The 21616-nt window shown below is 73.4% G+C and carries 19 protein-coding genes and 1 pseudogene; 12 read left to right on the top strand and 8 right to left on the bottom strand.

Annotation, left to right across the window (positions count from 1 at the left end):
* Window positions 1-749: 749 nt before the first annotated feature.
* The 4 genes from AMK19_RS28395 to AMK19_RS28380 form a co-directional block, all read right to left on the bottom strand.
* A complete protein-coding gene (locus tag AMK19_RS28395; protein ID WP_443135049.1) occupies window positions 750-2414 on the bottom strand; it encodes a WXG100-like domain-containing protein in 1665 nt (554 codons plus the stop codon).
* A 380-nt stretch (window positions 2415-2794) separates the two neighbouring features.
* Entirely contained in the window at window positions 2795-3283 is a 489-nt protein-coding gene (locus AMK19_RS28390) for a nucleotide triphosphate diphosphatase NUDT15 (RefSeq protein ID WP_241844633.1), read from the bottom strand.
* On the bottom strand, window positions 3280-4779 hold the full coding sequence (locus AMK19_RS28385) for an SDR family NAD(P)-dependent oxidoreductase (protein ID WP_073816689.1): 1500 nt from the start codon (window positions 4777-4779) through the stop codon (window positions 3280-3282). Before AMK19_RS28385 ends, AMK19_RS28390 begins: the two co-directional genes overlap by 4 nt.
* A gap of 101 nt (window positions 4780-4880) precedes the next feature.
* Window positions 4881-5822, bottom strand: coding sequence for an AEC family transporter (locus AMK19_RS28380; RefSeq protein ID WP_241844632.1), 942 nt, complete (start codon window positions 5820-5822; stop codon window positions 4881-4883).
* 669 nt (window positions 5823-6491) lie between these two features.
* Here AMK19_RS28380 and AMK19_RS28375 point away from each other — a divergent pair.
* Both AMK19_RS28375 and AMK19_RS28370 read left to right on the top strand, forming a co-directional pair.
* A complete protein-coding gene (locus AMK19_RS28375; RefSeq protein WP_083647441.1) occupies window positions 6492-7232 on the top strand; it encodes a lytic transglycosylase domain-containing protein in 741 nt (246 codons plus the stop codon).
* A 216-nt stretch (window positions 7233-7448) separates the two neighbouring features.
* Window positions 7449-8108, top strand: coding sequence for a DedA family protein (locus AMK19_RS28370; protein WP_073816687.1), 660 nt, complete (start codon window positions 7449-7451; stop codon window positions 8106-8108).
* A 46-nt stretch (window positions 8109-8154) separates the two neighbouring features.
* On the opposite strand, the gene AMK19_RS28365 is transcribed toward AMK19_RS28370, so the two are convergent.
* Window positions 8155-8334: a hypothetical protein gene (locus tag AMK19_RS28365; protein ID WP_241844631.1), complete on the bottom strand. Its 180-nt coding sequence runs from the start codon at window positions 8332-8334 to the stop codon at window positions 8155-8157.
* Between the two features lie 176 nt (window positions 8335-8510).
* On the opposite strand from AMK19_RS28365, the gene AMK19_RS28360 reads away from it, so the two are divergent.
* From AMK19_RS28360 to AMK19_RS28345, 4 genes are all read left to right on the top strand, one after another.
* Window positions 8511-9647, top strand: a complete 1137-nt coding sequence (locus tag AMK19_RS28360) for a sensor histidine kinase (RefSeq protein ID WP_073816681.1) — start codon at window positions 8511-8513, stop codon at window positions 9645-9647.
* Entirely contained in the window at window positions 9638-10282 is a 645-nt protein-coding gene (locus tag AMK19_RS28355) for a response regulator transcription factor (RefSeq protein WP_073816680.1), read from the top strand. The genes AMK19_RS28360 and AMK19_RS28355 overlap by 10 nt, the downstream gene beginning before the upstream one ends.
* A gap of 84 nt (window positions 10283-10366) precedes the next feature.
* Window positions 10367-10996: a hypothetical protein gene (locus AMK19_RS28350; RefSeq protein ID WP_073816677.1), complete on the top strand. Its 630-nt coding sequence runs from the start codon at window positions 10367-10369 to the stop codon at window positions 10994-10996.
* Window positions 10997-11190: 194 nt separating this feature from the next.
* The gene (locus AMK19_RS28345; protein WP_073816908.1) at window positions 11191-12630 is read left to right on the top strand and encodes a GuaB1 family IMP dehydrogenase-related protein; all 1440 of its coding nucleotides are present in this window, start codon (window positions 11191-11193) and stop codon (window positions 12628-12630) included.
* A 93-nt stretch (window positions 12631-12723) separates the two neighbouring features.
* On the opposite strand, the gene AMK19_RS28340 is transcribed toward AMK19_RS28345, so the two are convergent.
* Window positions 12724-13392, bottom strand: a complete 669-nt coding sequence (locus tag AMK19_RS28340; protein ID WP_143200436.1) for a DUF5995 family protein — start codon at window positions 13390-13392, stop codon at window positions 12724-12726.
* Between the two features lie 533 nt (window positions 13393-13925).
* On the opposite strand from AMK19_RS28340, the gene tyrS reads away from it, so the two are divergent.
* Window positions 13926-15335: a tyrosine--tRNA ligase gene (tyrS, locus tag AMK19_RS28335; protein WP_073816672.1), complete on the top strand. Its 1410-nt coding sequence runs from the start codon at window positions 13926-13928 to the stop codon at window positions 15333-15335.
* Between the two features lie 73 nt (window positions 15336-15408).
* On the opposite strand, the gene AMK19_RS28330 is transcribed toward tyrS, so the two are convergent.
* Both AMK19_RS28330 and AMK19_RS28325 read right to left on the bottom strand, forming a co-directional pair.
* The gene (locus AMK19_RS28330; protein ID WP_073816670.1) at window positions 15409-15783 is read right to left on the bottom strand and encodes a nuclear transport factor 2 family protein; all 375 of its coding nucleotides are present in this window, start codon (window positions 15781-15783) and stop codon (window positions 15409-15411) included.
* A 120-nt stretch (window positions 15784-15903) separates the two neighbouring features.
* Complete coding sequence (locus AMK19_RS28325) at window positions 15904-17457, bottom strand: CehA/McbA family metallohydrolase (RefSeq protein ID WP_073816667.1); 1554 nt, start codon at window positions 17455-17457, stop codon at window positions 15904-15906.
* Window positions 17458-18008: 551 nt separating this feature from the next.
* On the opposite strand from AMK19_RS28325, the gene AMK19_RS28320 reads away from it, so the two are divergent.
* From AMK19_RS28320 to AMK19_RS28300, 5 genes and pseudogenes are all read left to right on the top strand, one after another.
* Entirely contained in the window at window positions 18009-19664 is a 1656-nt protein-coding gene (locus tag AMK19_RS28320) for an ATP-binding protein (RefSeq protein WP_073816664.1), read from the top strand.
* On the top strand, window positions 19661-20068 hold the full coding sequence (locus tag AMK19_RS28315; RefSeq protein WP_073816661.1) for a roadblock/LC7 domain-containing protein: 408 nt from the start codon (window positions 19661-19663) through the stop codon (window positions 20066-20068). The genes AMK19_RS28320 and AMK19_RS28315 overlap by 4 nt, the downstream gene beginning before the upstream one ends.
* A 13-nt stretch (window positions 20069-20081) precedes the next feature.
* Window positions 20082-20435 (top strand): DUF742 domain-containing protein, encoded by a 354-nt coding sequence (locus AMK19_RS28310; RefSeq protein ID WP_073816659.1) that lies wholly within the window; start codon window positions 20082-20084, stop codon window positions 20433-20435.
* Entirely contained in the window at window positions 20416-21033 is a 618-nt protein-coding gene (locus tag AMK19_RS28305; protein WP_073816656.1) for a GTP-binding protein, read from the top strand. Before AMK19_RS28310 ends, AMK19_RS28305 begins: the two co-directional genes overlap by 20 nt.
* Before the next feature lie 41 nt (window positions 21034-21074).
* Window positions 21075-21616, top strand: a pseudogene (locus AMK19_RS28300) (cytochrome P450); the annotation flags it as partial.

Genomic DNA, 21616 nt, shown 5'->3' with positions numbered 1-21616 from the left:
GGGTAGGCGGCGGTACGGCCGGGGCTTCAACTGCCTGGCGCACCAGGCTTCTTACTTTGGGCGGGAGGTGGTGTCAGCGGGCCGTCGACCGCCTACCGTCGGGCTTCTTGCCTGGTTGGGGTGGTGCGGCCGGCGCGCCAACTGCCTTGCCCGCCGGGCCTCTTGTGTTCGGCCGGGGTCGGTGTCGGGCAGTCGACCGCCTCCCTACAGGCCTCCTGCCCCAAGTGGAAGGCGATGGGCCACTGCCCTGGCTCACCACCCCTGGCGGGGCTGGGTGTGTCGGAGGGACCTTGGCTCGGGTAGGGGCGGTGCGGTCGGGGCGTCGACTGCTGGCCCGCCGGGCTTCATGCCTTGGGCGGGAGGTGGTGTCAGCGGGCCGTCGACCGCTTCCCATCGGGCGTCTTGGCCCTGGCGGTGCGGTGTGGCCAGCGCACCAACTACCCAGCCTGCTGGTCCTCTTGTGTTCGGCGGGGCGGTGTCGGGCAGTCGGCTGCCTCCCGCCGGGCCTTCTGCCCTTGGCGGGGCGGTGCGGCCGGGCGTCGATTCCCTTGCCTGCCGGGCTCGCTGGCCGTGGCGGAGGGCGGTGGGCAGCCGATCTGGCTCACCGTCCCCCGGAGGGGCCTTGGCTCGGGCAGGGGGGCTGCACAGGCGGGGCGTCAACTGCCTTGCCCGCCGGGCTCGCTGGGCATGCCGAAGGGCCCGGGGTCCGGGCGGGTGCCCGGGCGCGGGGCCCTTCGGGGGGTGCGGGGTCAGGTGGGGTCGGAGAACTCGGTGAACTCCGGGAGGTCGGACAGGTCGGCATCGAAGTCGTCGTCGTACCGGTCGTCGCGTTCGGCGCGCTCCTCGGGGGGCTCGCGCCGGACGGGGGCGACGCGGCCGAGCTGCAGGGCGGAGTGGGCGCCCATCGCGGTGGCGTTCGCGTCGGCGATCACGCCGTCTGCGGGGTTCTCGCCGCCGCCGCCGCCGGTGCCGTCGCCCGAGCCGCCGGCTTGGGGGCCGCGACGCTGGGCGCCGCGGATGCCGCTGCCGCCGACGGGGCCGTAGCTGCCGCCGCCGGCCATGTGCATGCCGCCGCCCATCATGCCGGCGGGCATCGGACGGGCCACGCCCGCCGTGGAGGTGCCGGTGCCGCCGCTGCCGGAGCCGGAACCGGCGCCGCCGCCGACCGGGCCGTCGTGGCCGCCCTCCAGGCTGGTGCCCAGCCGGGTGCCGCCGTTCTTGCCGCCGGCGCTGCCGCCGGGCATGGCGAGCCGGGTGGCGAAGCCGCCCGCGGCGCCGATGCCGCCGCCCGAGCCGGACGAGTCCCCGCCCCCGCCGCCGCCGTGGCCGCCGGATGAGGAGCCGATGTTCTTCAGGTTCGGCCCCTTCAGGCCCAGCGTGTCGATCCCGCTGCCGCTGCCGCCGCGCGAGCTCCCGCTGCCGACCGGGCCGAGCTTGGGCATCAGCGCGGCGAACGCGCCGAGTCCGGCGTCCGAGGAGCCGCCGGACCGCGAGCCGCCGGTCGAGGTGAGACCGGTGCCGGTGCCGCTGCTCAGGTTCGGGCTGAGCGGGTTCGACACCAGCGAGGAGATGCTGTTCAGCGACATCTGGTTGGCGTCCTCGTTGTCGCTGAGGTTGCCGGCCAGCTTGTCCATCTTGCCGGCGGTGTCGCGGAACGAGCCGAGGATGCGCTTGAGGACGTCCTCGGCGATGGTCTGCAGGATCTTCTCCGCGACCTGGATCACCAGCTTGCCGAACGGGTCGCCGGACTCGCCCATCTTCAGGCCCGACACGATCCGCTTGAAGTCCGTGCCGTGCGACTCGATGTCGTCCGCGCCGCGCCGCAGGTCGGCCGCGCACTGCGCGACCTGGGCGACGTCGACGTCGAAGCCCTGGCCGTTGGAGTTGTTGGCCGGCGTCGGCACGATGTGCTGCGCCGCCTTGACGATCATGTCCTCGATCGGCTGCAGCAGGGCGTGGCCGAGCTTGGAGACCGCCTCGGACAGCAGCCGGTTCATCAGCTCGCGGCCGAGCCGCAGCACCGCCGCGGTGCTCCACGGGCCGGTGGAGGACGCCGCCGCCAGGCTCGCCTGGATGGAGAAGAGCTGGACGATCGACGAGGTCTTGGCCACCTCGATGATCACGGCCGCGGCGCGCAGCACCTTGGCGATGGTCTGGCAGGCCTCGACGATCACCTTGGAGTACTTGGTGATGGTGCTCCACAGCTCCGACAGCCGGTCGGCCGAGGCGCCCTTGTAGACCTCGTGGAGCATCGTCAGTGCCTTGTCGGCCGCCATCTGGGCGGAGTCCAGAGCACCGGCGAACTTCTCCAACTGGCTTGCCAGTCTGTTCAGTTCGTCTTCATTGGCACCGGGGAAACGCACGCCTAGAAGGCCGATTAGGCCACTGAGCCCCGATGGAAGTTGCACCGCCATTTGCCCGCCCCCATGATGCTGCCCGCGGTAAGTCCCTGATAGCGCATTGCGACGATACACATACCGCACGCCGCCGACCACCTCGCAAACCTCAGTGTTTGCCGCACCGTCGGCGAATCGGTACCTGCCCGCAGCACTCGCCCGACGCGGCCCTCCCGACGAGCCGTCAGGGCCGGGTCGGGCGTCGGGGAGTCGCCAACGGCCTTCCGTGCAGGTCGCCTTGGGTGTTCGGGTGGACGAACCGTCCCCGCCGGGCGGCGGATCGGGGCGGGCCGGGGGGCGGGAGACGGCACCGGCCCGCCGCCCGGAGAGGGCGACGGGCCGGCGCGGAAAGCCGCACAATACGCATCCGGACGATCCGGGTCCGAACCGAGGGGCCGTCAGTGCTGCGGGGCGGCCGCCGGGTAGTGCCAGGTGCCGTCGGCGGCGCGGTGGTCCGGCAGCCAGGCCGCCAGCACCTGGGCGGAGGGGTAGAACATCGGCTCCGGCAGGGCGTCCACCGGGAAGCGCTCCCAGCCGGCGCACGCGTGCGGCTCGGTGACCAGCGCCTCGGCCAGGCTCGGCGGGGCCAGCACCGCCGCCGTCACCCGGGTGCGGCCGAGCTCGTGGTCGAGCAGCACCGCCAGCACCCGCATCTGCTCGGCGGGCAGCACGATGCCGGTCTCCTCGGCCAACTCCCGGGCCGCGGCCTGCTCGAACGACTCGCCGGGGTGGTCGACCTTGCCGCCGGGCAGGCTCCAGGTCGGCGACTCGCCGGCCGTGGTGCGCCGCCCGATCAGCACCCGCCCGTCCCCGGTCGGCACGATCACGCCCGCGCCGACCAGCGGCGGCAACGGGTGCGGGCCGAGCGGGAGTTGAGCGTCCGTCACCACTTGCCCTTCTGGTAGTCCTTCAGGAAGCAACCGTACAGGTCCTCGCCCAGCTCGCCGCGGACGATCGGGTCGTACACCCGGGCCGCGCCGTCCACCAGGTCGAGCGGGGCGTGGAAGCCCTCCTCGTGCAGGCGCATCTTGTCCGGGTGCGGGCGCTCGTCGGTGATCCAGCCGGTGTCGACGGCGGTCATCAGGATGCCGTCGCTCTCGAACATCTCCTGCGCGCTGGTGCGGGTAAGCATGTTCAGCGCGGCCTTGGCCATGTTGGTGTGCGGGTGGCCGGCGCCCTTGTAGCCGCGGTCGAACACGCCCTCCATCGCGGACACGTTGACCACGTACTTGCGGCGCGCCTTGGACGCGGCCAGGGCCGGGCGGAGCTGGCTGATCAGGATGAACGGGGCGGTGGAGTTGCACAGTTGCACCTCCAGCAGCTCGATCGGGCCGACCTCGGAGACGGTCTGCACCCAGCTGTTGGTGTCCGCCAGGTCCGGCACCAGGCCGCCGGCGTCGATCGCGGTGCCCGCCGCGATCCGCTCCGGCGAGGCCGAACCCGTCACCAGCGCCAGCGAGGTGACCTCCTCGGCGCTCACCGCGGGCTGCTCGCCGCGGCTCTGCCCGGGCAGCGCCGGCACGTCCACCGCGCCCGAGCCGAACCGGCCGATCACCGTGGACGCGGGCAGTGCGCCCGCGGGCAGCGGCGCCGACTCGGCGGCGATCAGCTCCCGGTACGCGCCGGGGGAGCGGCGTACGGTCTGCGCCGCGTTGTTGATCAGGATGTCCAGCGGGCCGTCCGCGGCGACCTCGTCCGCCAGCGCCATCACCTGCGCCGGGTCGCGCAGGTCGATGCCGACGACCTTCAGGCGGTGGATCCACTCGGCGCTGTCCGGCATCGCGGAGAAGCGGCGGATCGCGTCGTTCGGGAAGCGGGTGGTGATGGTGGTGTGCGCGCCGTCACGCAGCAGGCACAGCGCGATGTACATGCCGATCTTGGCGCGGCCGCCGGTCAGCAGCGCACGCTTGCCGGTCAGGTCGGCGCGGGCGGTCCGCCGCTGCCGGCTGAGCGCCGCGCAGTTGCGGCACAGCTGGTGGTAGAACGCGTCCACCTCGGTGTACCGCTGCTTGCACATGTAGCAGGAGCGGGCGCGCTCCAGGACGCCCGCCAGCTCGGAGGTGGTCTCCGTGCTGAGGCCGAACACACCCGCCGTCTCGTCGTCGATCCGGCCCGGCGCGCCGGTCGCCGTCCGGGACGTCACCGCACGGTCGTTGGCGGTCTTGCGGGCCCGGGTCTCCTGGCGGCGGCGCTGCTTCAGGGTGCGGAAGATCCCGCCGACGGCCATCCGGATCCGGATCGCGTCCGGGTGGTCCACGTGGATCTCGTCCAGCTCGGCGATGACGCTCAGGCACAGCTCAAGGCGCTCAGGGTCGATGCCCTTGCCGTAGTCGATGTCGTCCTCGACCGGGGTGCTGCCCGGCTCGGTCTGCGCGTTCGTCACTGCGGATGCTTCCTCAATCTCCCCATCGGTACCGCGCGAACTCTACGTGAGCGGGCCCGGCCGGGGCGAAGCCTGTGACCTGCCGCACAGGCGCCCGGCGCTCAATGCCCGCCCAGCGCCCAGGCGATCACCGACAGGCCGAGCATCGACAGCACCGTCGACACCAGCACCGAGGACCGTGCCAGCACCGGCGCCGCGCCGTACAGCCGGGCGTACACGTACACGTTCTGCGCCGTCGGCAGCGCCGACAGCAGCACCACCGCCAGCAGCTGCGGCCCCGGCAGGTGCAGCAGCAGCGCGCCCACTGCCAGCGCGGCCAGCGGCTGGACGGCGGTCTTCAGCAGCACCGTGACGGCCAGCTCGGCCCGGTCCGGGCGCTGCGCCGCCGCACCGGGCGGGGAGTACAGGGAGAGTCCGAGGGTGACCAGCGCCGCCGGGACGGCCGCGCCGCCCAGCAGGTCCACCGAGTGCGCCAGCGGGCCGGGCAGCCGCCAGTGGGTTGCCGAGAACACCGCGCCCAGGCCCGCGCCGAGGATCACCGGGTTGCGCAGCGGCAGCAGCGCCAGCCGGCCCAGCCGCTCGGCCGGGCGGGCCGCGGAGCCGGTGGCCGAGTCCAGCAGGGCCAGCATGACCGGGGTCACCAGCAGCACCTGGAACAGCAGCACCGGCGCGACGAAGGACGCGTCGCCGAGCACCTGCGCGGCCACCGGGATGCCGAGGTTGCCGGAGTTCACGTAGCCCGCCGCCATCACCGCCACCGTCCGCTCGGCGGGCGTGCGGCGCAGCAGCCGGCGGCCCGCGAGCAGGGCCAGCAGGGAAGCGACCAGGGTGCCGGCGGCGAACGCCAGCATCGAGGTGTTGGCGAACCCCGCCAGATCGGTGCGGGCGACCACCGTGAACAGCGCGGCCGGCATCGACACGTGGAACACGAACCGGCCGAGCACCGTCTCGGCGTCCGCGCCCAGCAGCCCCGTCCGCGCGGCCAGCCAGCCGACCGCCGTCAACACCCAGATCGGCGCGAACGCCGCGACCAACGCTTCCACCCCGACCTCCCGCCGCAGTCAACCAGGCGTGCCCGAACGGTCGTTCAGCGGGGTCGCCGGTGGCCCCGGTCACAGCCGGTCCGGGCGGCCGCCCGGTGGCCCCGGTCACAGGCCGGGCGCGACGGGTGGCGGGGCGGCTGCGGTGGGTCGCCGGGGCGAGAGCCCGGTCACAGCGGACGGTCGGTGGCCGGGGTCACAGGGCGCCGCGGGCCGAGACGGGCCGCGGGCGACCCGGGGGAGGCCCGGAGGCCTTGGGACGCTTGGGCGCGGCCCCAAATTCCCTGCCGCCGGGCGGGGTTGGCGCTTGCTGCGAGCAGCCTGTGAGGTCGCTCATAGGCGGCTGGGAACAACGGCCCCGGCGGAGGGTCGATTTCCTTGGCGCGCAAGGGAAGCGGGCCGGTCGGGGGGCTCGATGTGCCCCATTTCGGGGTGTTTGCCGCCGGGTTGGGGCTCCGGCAATCTCGTGGTTGTGCCCCGAGCCGTTCCGATGCTCACGGGGCCTCACGGCGCAGCAGACCGCGAATCCAACGCGGCGCAGCGCCCCCGGTGAGCACGAGCCGCCGGGCCGGCCGTCCTGGGCCGATGGAAACCCCGCAGTGCTGCGGCGGTCCCCCCTTGCCCGACCCGGGTTCGGCGTGACCTGGAACACGACTCTCGGAGGTACCCGACATGCGACGCATCAAGCACAACCTCGGCCGACTGCCGCAGATCCGCCACGTCCGGATGGGCCACCACCGGATGCCCGACGCCTTCCTCGGCGTGGGCCTGGCCGGTGCGATCGCCGTCGGCGCCCTGCTGCCCGCCACCCAGGCGTTCGCCGGTTCCCCCGCCCGCGCCGAGACCGCCGCGGTCGCCACCGACGGCCAGAACGCCGAGCAGCAGCCGCAGCAGGACCAGCAGCAGCCCGCCGAGCAGCCGCAGGACCAGCAGCCGCAGCAGGAGCAGCAGCCCGCCGAGCAGCCCCAGCCCCAGCCCGAGCAGCAGCCGCAGCCCGAGCCGGCGCCCGCGCCCGCTCCCGCGCCGCAGCCCGAGCCCGCGCCGGAGCCCGCGAAGCCGACCTACGCCAACAACCTGGACGGCTGGATCGCCGAGGCCCGCGACGTGCTGGGCGCCGCCGGCAAGCCCGTCCCGTCCGCGAAGGCGATGCGCGCCGCGGCGATCGCCGAGTCCTCCGGCAACCCGAACGCGATCAACAACTGGGACATCAACGCCAAGAACGGCACCCCGTCCATCGGCCTGACCCAGATGATCCAGCCGACCTTCCGCGCCTACGCGCTGCCCGGTCACACCGACATCCGGAACCCCGTCGACAACCTGATCGCCAGCTCGCGCTACTGCGACGCCCGCTACGGCTCCATGGACAACATGGCCGCCGCCCGCGGCTACGGCGCCTACTGGCGCGGCTACTAAGCCGCCCTTTGACCGCTCGGCCCCCTGTGGATCACCACGGGGGGCCGGTCGCGTGTCCGGGGGGTGCGGGAAGAGGGGTACGGGAAGAGGGGTGCGGAAACCCGTAATCGGGCTGGGTGGGAAACCGCGTACCGCCGCTGAGCTGCGGATTCCAGGATGAGTGACGACCCCGGGCGAGCGGCCCGGGGGCACCCGTTGTTCAAGGAGAACCCGGCCATGCAGATCGTTTCCCTGGCAGCCGAACAGGCCCCCACCGGCGGCGTCGCCGGCTGGGCGGCGGGCCTCGTCGACACTCTCGGCGGACCCGGTGCCGGCCTCGCCATCGCCCTGGAGAACCTCTTCCCGCCGCTGCCCAGCGAGGTGATCCTGCCGCTGACCGGTTTCGCGGCCGGACGCGGCACCCTCAGCCTGTTCTCCGCCCTCGGCTGGACGACGGCCGGCTCGGTGGCGGGCGCGCTCGCCCTGTACCTGCTCGGCGCGGTCTTCGGCCGCGACCGGATGCACGCCATCTGGGCCCGGCTGCCCCTGGTCAAGACCTCCGACCTCGAACGGACCGAGGCCTGGTTCGCCCGGCACGGCACCAAGGCGGTGCTGCTCGGCCGCATGATCCCGATCTTCCGCAGCCTGATCTCCGTCCCGGCCGGCGTCGAACGGATGGCCCTGCCCCGCTTCACCGCCCTCACCGCCGTTGGCAGCCTGGCCTGGAACACCGTGCTGGTGATGGCCGGCTACGTGCTCGGCGACCGCTGGGACGTGGTCGAGAGCTACGTCGGCATCTTCTCCAAGGTGGTCCTGGTCCTCGCCCTGATCGCGATCGCCGGCTACCTCGGCCTCCGCCTGCGCGGCCGCGACGCCCGCCACCGCCGCGCCCGCTGACCGGCCGGGCGCCCGGCCCCGGGGCCGCAGGCGCCGTTCGGCGAGGTCAGTTCCACGGCTCTCGGTCGGGGTCCTCGCCCAGCAACTCCGCCGCGGCCACGCAGAGGTCCCTGCCGTAGATCTGGTTGCTGCCCCACTCCGAGCCCCACAGGTCGGTCGCGGCCTGGGCCACGGCGCGCCAGGTGCAGTCCTCGTCGCATCGCCAGGTGCGGATCTGCGAAGCCATCTCCGGTGTGATCGTCGCCGGATCGACAGCGATGTACGTGATGCCCGCGACCTCAGGGACGCGGCGGCGACGGCGGCCACCTGATGTCGCCCGCGTCCGGTCGGCGGACGGGTACCCGGCGTCGCATCAAGTCGTCGACGGGCAACCGATCATGACGGACAGTAGGATCTTGTTCCATGGGGGAGGAAGCGATCGTGGAGGAGGCCGTTTCCGTGCCGCGCCGGGCCGTCGGCGGGTTGCTCGGGGTGCTGACCGCGCCCGTCGCCGCGTTGTACCTGGTGCTGGTCGGCGCGGTGCTGGGGCCGTGGCCGCGGGCGCGGAGGGCGTTCCACGGCGGGGTCGCACGGCTGGCCGGCCTGGAGCGGGCCCGGCGGGCGGTGTGGTTCGGCGACCGGTTCCCGGCCCACTACCGCGTCGGCGAAAGGGAGTTGCTGCGCTACCTGGCCCGTCGCAGCGGCGCCGGGCTGGTCTCGGGGCTGGTGCTCGGACTGATCGGCTTCGGCGGCGTCCTGGTGGTGCTGCTCGCGGCCGGCGCGCTGCGCGGCACGCTGAGCGTCGCCGACCTGCTCGGCCAAGTGCTGCTCGGCGGCGTCCTGTTGTTCCTCGCAGTGCAGGGCCTGGCCTCGCTGGCCGACCTGGACGCCCGGCTGGCCCGGGACTGCTTCGGCCCGTCCGAGGCGGAACTGCTGCGCCACCGGATCGCCGAACTCGCCGACAGTCGGGCCGCCGTGCTGCACGCCGTGGACGCCGAACGCCGCCGGATCGAACGCGACCTGCACGACGGCGTCCAACAACGCCTGGTCGCCCTGCGGTTGCTGCTCGGCCGGGCCCGGCGCGGCGGCGACCCGCAGCGCACCGACGACCTGCTGCGCCAGGCCCACCGGGAGGCCGCCGAGGTGCTCACCGAACTGCGCGAGGTCGCCTGGCGGGTGTACCCGTCCGCGCTGGACACCCTCGGCCTGGACGAGGCGCTGGCCGGCCTCGCCGAACGCTGCCCGATCCCGCTGCGGGTCCGCCACCGGGCGTCCGGAGCACTGCCCGGGCCGGTGCTCACTGCCGCCTGGTTCGTGGTCTCAGAGTGCGTCACCAACGCCGCCAAGCACTCCGCCGCTGCCGCGATCGAGGTCGCCGTGGACCGGGACGGCGCGCGGCTCACCGTCCGGGTCGAGGACGACGGGCGGGGCGGCGCGGACCCGGCGGGCGGCGGCCTGTCCGGGCTGCGCGGCCGGGTCGCCGCGCTCGACGGGACCCTGCACGTCCACAGCCCCGCCGGGGGCCCCACCGTCGTCACTGCGGAGCTGCCGTGCGGGTGATCGTCGCCGAGGACTCGACCCTGCTGCGGGAGGGCCTGGTCCGGCTGCTCGCCGAGGAGGGCCACCAGGTACTGGCCGCCGTCGGCGACGCCGAGGCGCTGCTCGCCGCCGTCGACGCCGACCCGCCGGACGTCGTGGTGGTCGACATCCGGATGCCGCCCACGCACACCGACGAGGGCGTGCGGGCCGCCGTGCGGATCCGCGGCAGCCGGCCCGAGGTCGGCGTGCTGGTGCTCTCCCAGCACATCGAACGCGGTTACGCCGCCCAGCTGTTGGCGTCCGGCGCGGAACGGGTCGGCTACCTGCTCAAGGACCGCGTCGCCGAGGTGGACGAGTTCCTGGACGCGCTCGCCCGGGTCGGCTCCGGCGGCACGGTGATCGACCCCGAGGTGGTGCGCCGCCTGGTGGTGCGCACCGAGCACGCCGACCCGCTGGCCCGGCTCACCCCGCGCGAGCGCACCGTCCTGGAGGCGCTCGCCGAGGGCCACACCAACACCGCGATCGCCGAGCGGCTGCACCTGTCGCTGAGCGCCGTCGAGAAGTACCTCAACTCGCTGTTCGACAAGCTGGAGCTGCCCCGCACGGCCGGCTACAGCCGCCGGGTGCTGGCCGTGCTGCGCTACCTCGGAGCCTGAGGGGAACCTGAAGGGAGCCTGAGGTCTTCGCCTCCGGGGCGGTGGCCCCTGGACCGCGCCCGCGCCGCGCGCGAGGATGGCGGTATGGATGCGCAGCGGTTCGCCAAGGCCCGCACCGCGCTGCACGCGGTGGCCGAACACCTGCTGGCCGGCCCGCAGTACCGGGTCGCCGGCACCGTCCGACTGCGCGCCTACCCCGGCGGGTTCGCCACCCGCTTCGAGCCCCGGCTGCGCGTCCGCAGCGCCCAACTGCTCAGCGTGGGACGGGCATTGGACCTTCCCGGGATGAGCTGTGCGGAGCTCGGCGCGGCCGCCGGGATCGTCCCCGGCCGCCCCGAGGGCCTCTACCCGGACGGCTCGGGCGTGCCCCTCGACCAGCCGCTGGAGCTGGACGCGGCGGGCGCGGACGCCGTCGCCGCCTGCTTCGCGCACGGCGACGCCGCGCTGCGGGCGCTGTTCGCGCAGGCCGACCCGGTGCTGTGGCCCGAGCACTTCGACCTGGCGGTCGCCGTGGACGGCGTCAACTACGGGCTGTCACCGGGCGATTCCTTCCTGGCCGAGCCGTACGCGTACGTCGGCCCGCCCACGCCGCGCTCCGGCGGGTTCTGGAACGCCCCGTTCGGGGCCGCCCGCACCCTCGCCGAGCTGGGCGATCTCTCCGCGACCACGGCCTTCCTGGCGGAGGGCCGCCGACTCGCCTCGACGATCTTGTAGCTTCCTCCAAGCCGCTTGTGGAAGGGCGGCCGTCCGCTTGTGTCGATCTTCAGGATTCCCGCGTGAGCTGGCTCCGGGCGGGGGAATCCGTGAGGATTGAACCCTGGGTGCGGCGCGCCCGGAACGTGCCGCACGGCACCGCCGTCTACCGCGCCCCCGGTGAAACGTTCCTCCCGACCCAGAGAGCCCCCTTCATGCGCTTCCTGAACGACCTCAAGCCTGCGTACGACCTGACGTACGACGATGTCTTCATGGTCCCCAGCCGTTCCGCCGTGGGCTCCCGGCAGGGCGTCGACCTCTCCGCCCACGACGGCACCGGCACCACCATCCCGCTGGTGGTCGCCAACATGACCGCGATCGCCGGACGCCGGATGGCCGAGACCGTCGCCCGCCGCGGCGGCATGGTCGCCATCCCGCAGGACATCCCGATCGAGGTCGTCACCGAGGTGATCGGCTGGGTCAAGCAGCGCCACCTGGTGCACGACACCGCGCTGACCCTCGCCCCCGGCGACACCGTCGCCGACGCCCTGGCGCTGCTGCCCAAGCGCGCCCACGGCGCGCTGGTCGTCGTCGACGGCGGAAAGCCCGTCGGCGTGGTCACCGAGGGCGACTGCCAGGGCGTCGACCGGTTCACCGGTCTGTCCGACGTGATGTCCCGCGACCTGCTGCTGCTCGACGAGGACATCGACCCGCGCGCCGCGTTCGACCGCCTCAACGAGGGGCACCGCAAGCTCGCCCCCGTGGTCGCCGCCGACGGCACCCTGGTCGGCATCCTCACCCGCAAGAACGCGCTGCGCGCCACCCTCTACACCCCCGCCGTCGACGCCTCCGGCCGACTGCGGATCGCCGCCACCGTCGGCATCAACGGCGACGTCGCCGGCCGTGCCAAGGCCCTGCTGGAGGCCGGTGCCGACGTCCTCGTGGTGGACACCGCGCACGGCCACCAGGAGTCGATGATCAGCGCGCTGCGCGCGGTGCGCGCCCTCGACCCGCAGGTCCCGATCGTGGCCGGCAACGTGGTCTCCGCCGCCGGCGTCCGCGACCTGGTCGAGGCCGGCGCGGACATCCTCAAGGTCGGAGTCGGCCCCGGCGCGATGTGCACCACCCGGATGATGACCGGCGTCGGCCGGCCGCAGTTCTCCGCCGTCCTCGAATGCGCGACCGAGGCCCGCCGCCTGGGCAAGCACGTCTGGGCCGACGGCGGCGTCCGGCACCCGCGCGACGTCGCGATGGCACTGGCCGCCGGCGCGTCCAACGTGATGATCGGTTCCTGGTTCGCCGGCACCCTGGAATCGCCCGGCGACCTCCAGACCACCGCCGACGGCCGCCACTACAAGGAGAGCTTCGGCATGGCCTCGGCCCGCGCCGTGCGCAACCGCACCGCCGAGGAGTCCGGCTACGACCGGGCCCGCAAGGCCCTGTTCGAGGAGGGCATCTCGCACTCCCGAATGTTCGTCGACCCGACCCGCCCCGGCGTCGAGGACCTCATCGACTCGATCGTCGCGGGCGTCCGCTCCTCCTGCACCTACGCCGGCGCGGCCGACCTCGAGGAGTTCCACCAGAACGCGATCATCGGCCTGCAGAGCGCCGCCGGCTACGCCGAGGGCAAGCCACTGCACTCCAGCTGGGCCTGACCCCCCCCGCCCGAGCGGGCCCCCCACCCCGGGGAGCCCGCTCGCTCCGTCTCCCGCCTCGGCGATCGGCCGCCCGGGACGTTGCGCGGAGCTCTAGTCGAGGGGCAGCGGGGTGAGCAGCGCGCGGCTGACCATGCCGACCGAGCCGGAGAGGGCGTCGGTGACTGCGTGGTAGGCGGGTGGCAGGCGGTGGAGTTCCCAGAGGGCGAGGACGGAGGCCCAGGCGGCGTCGCGGGCGTGGTCGATGCTCCACACGCCGACGATGTGCAGGAGGGGGTCGGCCGCTCCCTGGGGCAGCAGGGTGGCGCGGACCTGGGCCTCCACCTGGGCGAGCAGGGTGTTGATCCGCAGGTAGTCGGCGTGCAGCCGCTCCGGCGGGCGGCCGGTCAGGCGGCAGGTGTCCAGGACGGAGAGCGGCAGGTCGTTCTCGATGTGGGCGTTCATTCCGGCCAGCGCGAACTGCAGCGGATGCACGTGCGGCGCGGCCCGCAGTTCGAACAGCGGCCGCCAGCATGCCGCCGGGCGCCGTCCGGTGCGGTCGTCGTCGACGGCGGCGAGGTAGCGGGCGGCGAACACGGCGTCGAGCTCCGCCATGGTCGCCGGGTCGTCGAAGTAGGCGACGGCGAGATGGTCGCGGACCAGGCGGGTCACGGTCAGGTACATCGCGTTGAAGACGGCCACTCCGTCGGTGAGGGGCAACCCCGTGGCGATCCCCACCATCCGGTCGACCACCTGATCCACCGTCAGCACAGGTGCGGTCATGGACATCCATCCTCCCTCGGTGACGATCCGACAAAGAGATGATGTGCCCACGATGGCAGCTGTCCAGACCCCTGCCCGACCGCGACGCGCGGACTCTTCGGGTCGGGTGCGGGTGCAGAGGAGGGTGGGCGGCGGACAGCGGGCCGGGGATCGGGCGGTGGTCGGGGCGATGGGTGATCTGTGCCGCCAACTGCCGTGCCGGGTTCGGGAGATCGGATCGGGCGGGGGCGGGAGCGGATAAATCCGGTGCGGGTGGGGGAAAAGATGGTGCAGAATGGGCGGTCACGGTGGGGCTGAGGAGTTCTGCCGTTCCTGTTCCCGGAGGTTTCGCGTGGTGAAGCGATATTAGTGGCGGTCCCCACCGCCCTCCGGCCTGCCTGAAGTAGCGGCGGCCGGGCCTCCGGATTGTTGACGACCTGTGGTGATGCCCGCCTGCCTGGGTGCAGGTGCGGTCGTCGTTGTTTTGGTGGTGCCTCGTGTGCTGGGCGGGTGCGTTCGACGTCCGTTGTTCCTGTACGCCCGAGAGGATGGCCATGGCTGCCACCGCATTCGACCGCAGTGTTGTGTTGCTGAGTGAACTGCTCGAAGAATCAAGCGAGTTGAGGGAAGGGCCGGCGCTCGGCCGGCTGTTGGAGGTGCTGGCGGAGCGGCAGGTCGCCGATCTCGCGGGGCTGGATCCGGCGCGGCAGGCCGCGCTGCTGGGGTCGCGGGCGGCGGCCGTGCTGCCCGGCGAGCGGCAGTTGGGTGAACTGCTCGCGCAGGGCCGGGTGTTGACGGTCAAGTACGGCATCGATCCGACGGGCGCCGAGGTGCATCTCGGGCATGCGGTGCCGATGATCCTGGCCAGCCGGTTGCAGCGGATGGGCCACCGGGTGGTGTTCCTGGTGGGCGACGTGACGGCGCGGATCGGCGACCCGTCCGGGCGCAGTGCGGAGCGGCCGCCGCTGACCGCCGAGGACGTGACGCGCAACGTCGCGACCTACCGTGCGCAGGTCGGGCCGTTCTTCGACTTCGAGCGGGCCGAATTCCGGTTCAACGGCGAGTGGTTGGGGGCGATGCAGTTGCCCGACTTCCTCGGCGTGCTGTCCCGGTTGCCGGCCTCGGCGGCGCTCCAGCGGGAGGACTTCCGGACCAGGCTGGCCGAGGGCAGCGGGCTGACGCTGGCCGAGCTGGTGTACTCGGTGGTGATGGCGCTGGACTCCGTCGAGCTGGTCGCCGACATCGAACTCGGCGGCCTGGACCAGCTGTTGAACCTCCAGATGTGCCGCCGGGTGCAGACCGTCCATGGTCAGGATCCGGAGGTGGTGCTGGCGACGGGCCTGATCGAGGGCACCGACGGCACCGGCGCCAAGATGAGCAAGTCGAAGAACAACTACGTCGGACTGGCCTTCCCCGCCGAGGAGATGTTCGGCCGCCTGATGGCCTGCGCGGACCGACTGCTGCCGGACTACCTCCGGCTGCTCACCGAACTCCTCGACGAGGAGGTCGAGTTGCTGCTCGCCCAGGCCGCCGACGGCCGCCGCCACCCGATGGCGGTGAAGACCCTGCTGGCGGCCGCCGTCACCGCTGCCGTGCACGGCGTCCCGGCCGCGCTCGCCGCCCGCGACGCCTTCCGGGCCCGCTTCTCCCAACGCCGCTTCTCCGACGCGGGCCCGCTGCCCGCGGTGGACGCGGCCCGGCACGGCGCGGCGACGGCCGCCGAGCTGCTGGCGAAGGTCACCGCCGAACTCCCCAGCCTCAACCAGGTCCGCCGGGTCGCCGAGGCAGGCGGGCTGAAACTGGTGGTGGAGCACACCGACGGCCGGCAGCACACCGTCCCGCTGTCCCGCGCCGACGCCGACGAACGCCTGCTCGTCCTGCTCGGCACCCACGAGCTGGCGCGGGCCAGTGCGCAGCGGCGGGTGTTCCTGCGCTGCGGCCGGAAGGTGCTGGAGCTGACGTAGCGCCGGGAGCGGTGCTGCCGTACGGACTTCCACGGCGCTCACCGGACCCCGTCGTGGGGTCCGGTGGCGGGGGTCAGTGCGCGTCGGCGGGAGGTCCGAGGACCAGGGTGGTCTCGTCGACGCGGCGGAAGCGCCCGTCTGCGGCGAACTCGCCGAAGAGGTGGACCTCCATGCGGAGGGTGGAGCCGTCCTTCATGGAGATGGTGGCGGTGTGGCGGTCGGCGTACTGGTCGCCGTCGAAGAGTTCCTGGTGCACCTCGATCACCCCGGAGGCCACGGACTCGCGGAGGTGGGTGATGTGGGCGAGGAAGGCGTCGCGGTCGAGGGGGTTGCCGTCGGTGTGCTGGACGTAGTCGGGGGTGATGTGGCGCTCGGCGGCCTCGTTCAGGTCCAGCTCGGGGGAGAAGACGAGGTCGTGGAGGGCGGCGCGGATGTCGGTACGAGGCATGGTGCGCTCCCTGGGTCGGGCGGCGGTGGGTGGAGGCGGTCGCCTTCGCCGTGACGGTACGCCGGCGGCCCGCCGTCGGGAAGACGGCAGGCCTTCGACAGGGGAGTGAGTGACGGATCGTCAGGAGCCTTGCAGAACAATCGGGTTGGTGAGTGCGGCCATCGGTCCCCAGGGGAGGTCGGGGCCCATGGCGTTGCCCTTGCCGGGGGTGCCGTCGGGCCTGGGGTGGCGGACTTCGGCGCGGACGTAGGTGGCGAGGGAGGCGGTGGTGCGCCAGGTGATGGTGGCGGGGGCGCCGTCGGCGGGGAGGGGGGACTGGTGGAGTTGGCCCTCGTCGGTGATCAGGCGGGCGGTGCCGTTCGGGACGCCGGAGACGGTGAGGGCGATGTCGACGGGGGCGTCGGCGGGGACGGTGAGGCGTTCGCCGATGCCGGCCCGGCGGCCGTGGCCGGTGGCGGTGAACTCCAGTTGGACGGCGGCGGATTCGGCGAGCCAGCTGTGCCCGGCGCGGAGCGCGGCGAGGACGGCGGTGCGGTTGAGGTCGTCGGCGAGGACGACGTTGTGCGGGGAGCCGATGATCTGCGGGGCGCTGTGGGCGTCGCTGTTGCCGAGGGCGGGCAGCCAGTCGCGGCCGTCGCGGAGGGCGGTGGCGAGAGCGGCGTCCCAGGAGTCGACGGCGGATTCGTCGTCGTACGTCCAGGGGCCGTTCCAGACCTCGACGCCGTCGGCGTCCTGGTAGCCGAACTTCCACTGGCAGGCGACGTAGGGGCAGTAGGGGTGGGCGGCGATCACCAGGCCGCCCGCTCGGTGGACCTGGCGGGCGAAGCGCGGGAACTGGTTGTCGCGGGCCCGGTAGCGCCAGTCGACGAACTGGCCCGGGGCGAGGCCGAGGGCCAGCCAGTGGCCGTTGCGGGTGGTGACCTCCTCGCCGGGGACGATCAGCAGGTCGGGTCCGGCCAGCGGCCCCCAAGTGGCGTGCGAGGACGAGGTGTTGTGGTCGGTGGAGACGATGAAGTCGAGGCCGGCGGCGCGGGCTCCGGCGGCGACCTCGGCGGGCAGACGGCGGCCGTCGGAGTGGACGGTGTGCAGGTGGCAGTCGCCCCGGTACCAGGCCCGGCCGCGGCCGCGGGCGCGTTCCGGCGGGTAGGCGGAGGTGAAGGCGGGGCCCGGGGCGCCGAAGCGGAGGGTGACCTGGACGGTGTAGGCGAGTCCGGCGGGGGCGATCTGGTAGGGGCCGAGGACGACGTGCCAGGTGCCGGGGTTGATCGGTCCGGGCAGGTAGCCGGGGGTGGCGGCCTCCCGGGAGAGGCTGAACTCGGTGCGGAAGCCGCCCGACCAGCCGCGGAAGCCGTCGCCGCCGAGGGCGGTGCCGCGTTCGTCGAAGATGCCGATGTCGCAGGAGTTGCCCGGGGTGCCGGGCGGGACGGCGGGCCGGTCGTAGCTGTAGGAGACCGCGATCTCCCGTACGCCGCGCGGGACGTCGAAGGGGAGGTGGAGGAAGTCCGGTGCCCCGGTGGGTAGCTGACCGGTGAGAGTGAGGGTGGTGTCGGAGTCGGCGTGCGCCCGGTCGGCGACCGAGGTCAGGGCGGTGGCGGAACCGGCGACCAGGCCGGCCCGCAGCAGAGTCCGGCGGGCCGGCAAGGGACGCTCGGGGAAGGGGAGCTGGTCGGTCATCGCGATCTCCTCGGGTGCGGCGGGCCGGTCGCCCGGCTGCCTACCCGGCGGGATGAACCGGTGATGAGGTGCGGCCCACGGCCGGGCGGAGAGTCGGTGAAGATCGGCCGGACGCGGTGCGGGCATCAGGTGAACAACCAGCATGAATATGACGAATTGATCATCCGTCAGTAATATGCCGGACAGGGCTCGTTCCTCCTCGTCGGAGGTGCGGGCCGTGTCGTTGTCGGTCCCCGAACGAGGCCCGCAGGCCTTAGCACCGCCCGAGGGCCGGTGCCGGGGGATCGCCGCGACTGCCGCTCGTCCGGGTGAATCCGGGGCGGGAGGCTGCTGCAGAGTGCGCGGTGCGACAAGCCTAAGAGCCCCGGCGAGGGGAGCAAGGCGAGTTCCGCCGAGTGTTCGACACCTCCTCCCACCAGCACAACTCGGCTGGTGGAAAAGGATGCTGACGAACAGTCGGAGCTGTCGTGCACCGGCTATGCTGCTTCGCGCCCGGGCCCCGCCGCACTGCCCGGACCGCGTTCCCATCCCTTTGACGTATGAGGACACCGATGCTTCGACCCGGATCGTCGCCAGGAAACCGGCTGCCCGCAGCCGTACTCGTCGGCCTGCTGCCCGCGGTCGTGATCGGCGCGACGGCGGCCCTGGCCGCCTCGGCCGGTTCCGGGCAGACGATCGTGGGAATCCTGCTGTGCGGTCTGGTCGGCACCGCGGCCGTGGCGGCGGCCGGCCTCTCGGCGGCCCGCCGGGGCCGCGCCCTGGAAGACGCCCGCGCGGAGGGCGTCCGCCGGGAGGAGGAGCTGCGCACCCGGCTGGCCCGCCAGCAGGCCGGCATGCTCGACCTCGCCAAGAACGAACTGCCCGAGGCCGTCGAGCGGCTCCAGCGCGGCGAGTTCATCACCGACGTGCTCCGCTCCTACGAACAGCGCCACCTGGCCAACGCCGGCGAGGACTTCCACGAGGCCCGGCACGCCGTGCTGCGCGCCACCCTCGACGCCGTCGACAATGAGGAGGCGATGCGCGAGGCCGCCCAGCGCGCGTTCGTGAACATCGCCCGCCGCGTGCAGGCGATCGTCCACCGCCAGGCAGTCGACCTGCGGCAGATGGAGGACCGGCACGGCGACCTGCCCGCCGTCTTCGACGACCTGCTGATCCTCGACCACGGCAACGCGCTGATCGGCCGCCTCGCCGACTCCATCGCCGTCCTCGGCGGCGCCCGCCCCGGCCGCCAGTGGAGCCGGCCCGTCCCGCTGTACAGCGTGCTGCGCGGCGGCATCTCCCGAATCCTCGACTTCCGCCGGGTCGAACTGCACCCGGTGTCCGAGGTCGCCGTCGTCGGCTCCGCCGTCGAACCGCTGATCCACGCGCTCGCCGAACTCCTCGACAACGCCACCCGCTACTCGCCGCCGCAGACCGACGTCCACCTCACCGCCGTCGAGGTACAGACCGGCATCGCGATCGAGATCGAGGACGGCGGCCTCAGCCTCGGCGAGGAGGGCCGCGCCCGCGCCGAACGGATGCTCGAAGAGGCGCAGTCCGGCATCGACCTCAACGACCTCGGCGAGACCCCGCGGCTCGGCCTCGCGGTGGTCGGCCGACTGTCCCGCGCCTACGGCTTCCAGGTCTCGCTGCGCCCGTCCGCGTACGGCGGCGTGCGGGCCGTGCTCATCGTCCCGCAGCGCTACATCACCACCGCGCCCGCGCCCAGCCGCGCGCACGGCATCGGCCGGATGGCCACCGGACACCCGATGGCGAACCAGAAGCAACCCATGAACCCGGAGAACGCGGCGTGGACCCCGCCGGCCGACGAGCCGGTCGCCACCCACACCCCGGCCGCCACCCACACCCCGGCCGCCACCCACACGCCGGCCGGCGGATTCGCCGCCGCCGCGGCCTTCCCGCCCGCCGGCGGCGCCGCCCCGCGGGTGCCCGCGCCGTCCCCGGCCGAGGACGACTACCCGGTAGTGACCGAGCGCACTGCCACCGGCCTGCCGCAGCGCCGCCGCCACGGCGCGGAGCTGCGCGGCGGCGGCCCGGGCGCACCCGCCCCCCGGTCGCGGCAGGCCCCCGTACCCGCCGCCGCCGAGCCGGTCCAGCCCGGCCTGTGGCTGGCCGCGTTCACCGAAGGCGTCAACGGCAGCACGCCCGGTGACCCGGCGGACGGCCGCCACGCCAGTGAAGACTCAGCAGGGAAAGGCGAGAAGTGATTCAGCAACGGACCAACATGGACTGGATGCTCAGGGACCTCGCGGAGAGTGTCCCGCACGCACGGCACGCCATCGTCCTGTCGGCCGACGGCCTGCGGCTGGCCCAGCACGGCACCGACCCGGACACCGCCGACCGGCTGGCCGCGGCCTGCGCCGGACTGCAGAGCCTGGCGCACGCGGTCGGCAACGAGTTCCCGCACGGCGACGGCCGGATGCGGCTGGTGGTGATCGAGGTCGGCGGCGGCTTCTTCTACCTGATGGCCGCCGGCTCGCGGGCCTTCCTCGCGGTGCTCGCGGACGAGGGCGTGGACGCCGGACTGGTCGGCCAGCGGATGCGCGACCTGGTCGCGCGGATCGGCGAGCACCTCACCACACCCGCCCGCACCGGCGAACAGCTCGCGTGAGTCGGGGCACCCGATGACAAACCAGGACTGGGAAGAGGGCGGCCCCGAGCGGTTCTTCGTGATCACCCGGGGCCGGGACCGGCAGCAGGACGCTGCGGGCTTCGACCTGGTCACGCTGATCATCGCCCGCTCCCGGCCCGAACCCACGATGCAGCCCGAGCACGCCGCGATCCTGCGGATCTGCGGCTCGCCGCTGTCGGTGGCCGAGATCTCGGCCTACCTGCGCCTCCCGAACAGCCTGGTCATCGTCCTGCTGACCGACCTGATCGCCGCGCACAAGATCGAGGCCCGCGCACCCATCCCGCAGGCCGCCCTTCCCGACCTTTCCCTGTTGGAGGCAGTGATCCATGGACTTCAGCGGCTCTGAGCCGGTGCGTGGGCCGGGCGAGGCCGAACTGCTCCCGGCCACGGTGGCCGCGGCCGTCAAGGTCGTCGTCGTGGGCGGCTTCGGAGTCGGCAAGACCACCCTGGTCGGCTCGGTCAGCGAGATCCGCCCGCTGACCACCGAGGAGACCATGACCGAGGCCGGCGTCGGCATCGACGACCTGGCCGGGGTGGAACGCAAGAGCTCCACCACCGTCGCGATGGACTTCGGCCGGATCACCATCAGCGACCAACTCGTGCTGTACGTCTTCGGCACCCCCGGCCAGGAACGCTTCTGGTTCCTGTGGAACGGCCTGTTCGAAGGCGCGCTCGGCGCGGTCGTGCTGGTCGACACCCGACGCCTGGAAGTCAGCTTCGACGTCCTCGGCCGGTTGGAGGCCCGCGGCGTGCCGTTCGTCGTCGCCGTCAACTCCTTCCCCGAGTCCCCGCTGCACTCGCTCGACGAACTGCGCGGCGCGCTCGACCTGCCGCCGCACGTGCCGATCGTCGAGTGCGACGCCCGCCTGCGGGACTCCAGCCGCGACGTGCTGATGGCCCTGATGCGCTACCTGTACGAACTCGCCGCGCAGCCCGTCGGCTGACGCCCCCTCACCGCCCCGACCTTTCTCCCCCGGAGACCTCAGTGATCCCCGAAGAGCGCACGTACAACGGCGCCGTCCCTCCGCCCGGCTGCCCGGCCCACGGCGCCACCCCCCTCGACCAGGACGACCTGCGGCGGCTGTTCGGGCCCGAGGCCGAGGCCGACCCGGCCGGCCTGTACGAGAAGCTGCGCGCCGAACACGGCGAGGTCGCGCCCGTCCTGCTGCACGGCGACCTGCCGGCCTGGCTGGTGCTCGGCTACTCCGCCAACCTCACCGCCATGCGCACCCCGTCCCGGTTCTCCCGCGACTCCCGGCGCTGGACCGAGTTCCGGGAGGGCCGGGTCGCCCCCGACTCCCCGGTGCTGCCCGTCATCGCCTGGCAGCCGACCTGCTCCTTCGTCGACGGCGAGGAACACCGCCGGCTGCGCACCGCCGTCACCGACGGCCTCAACAGCTTCGACCGGCGCGGCATGCGACGCTACGTCACCCGCTTCGCCGACCAGCTGATCGCCGAGTTCGGCGCCGCCGGCCAGGTCGAACTGGTCTCCCAGTTCGCCGAGCACCTGCCGATGCTGGTGATGAC

This window comes from Kitasatospora sp. CB01950, assembly GCF_001905465.1.
GTDB lineage: Bacteria > Actinomycetota > Actinomycetes > Streptomycetales > Streptomycetaceae > Kitasatospora.
Note: the sequence above shows the minus strand (reverse complement) of the source record. Positions and strands in the feature narration are given on the sequence as shown.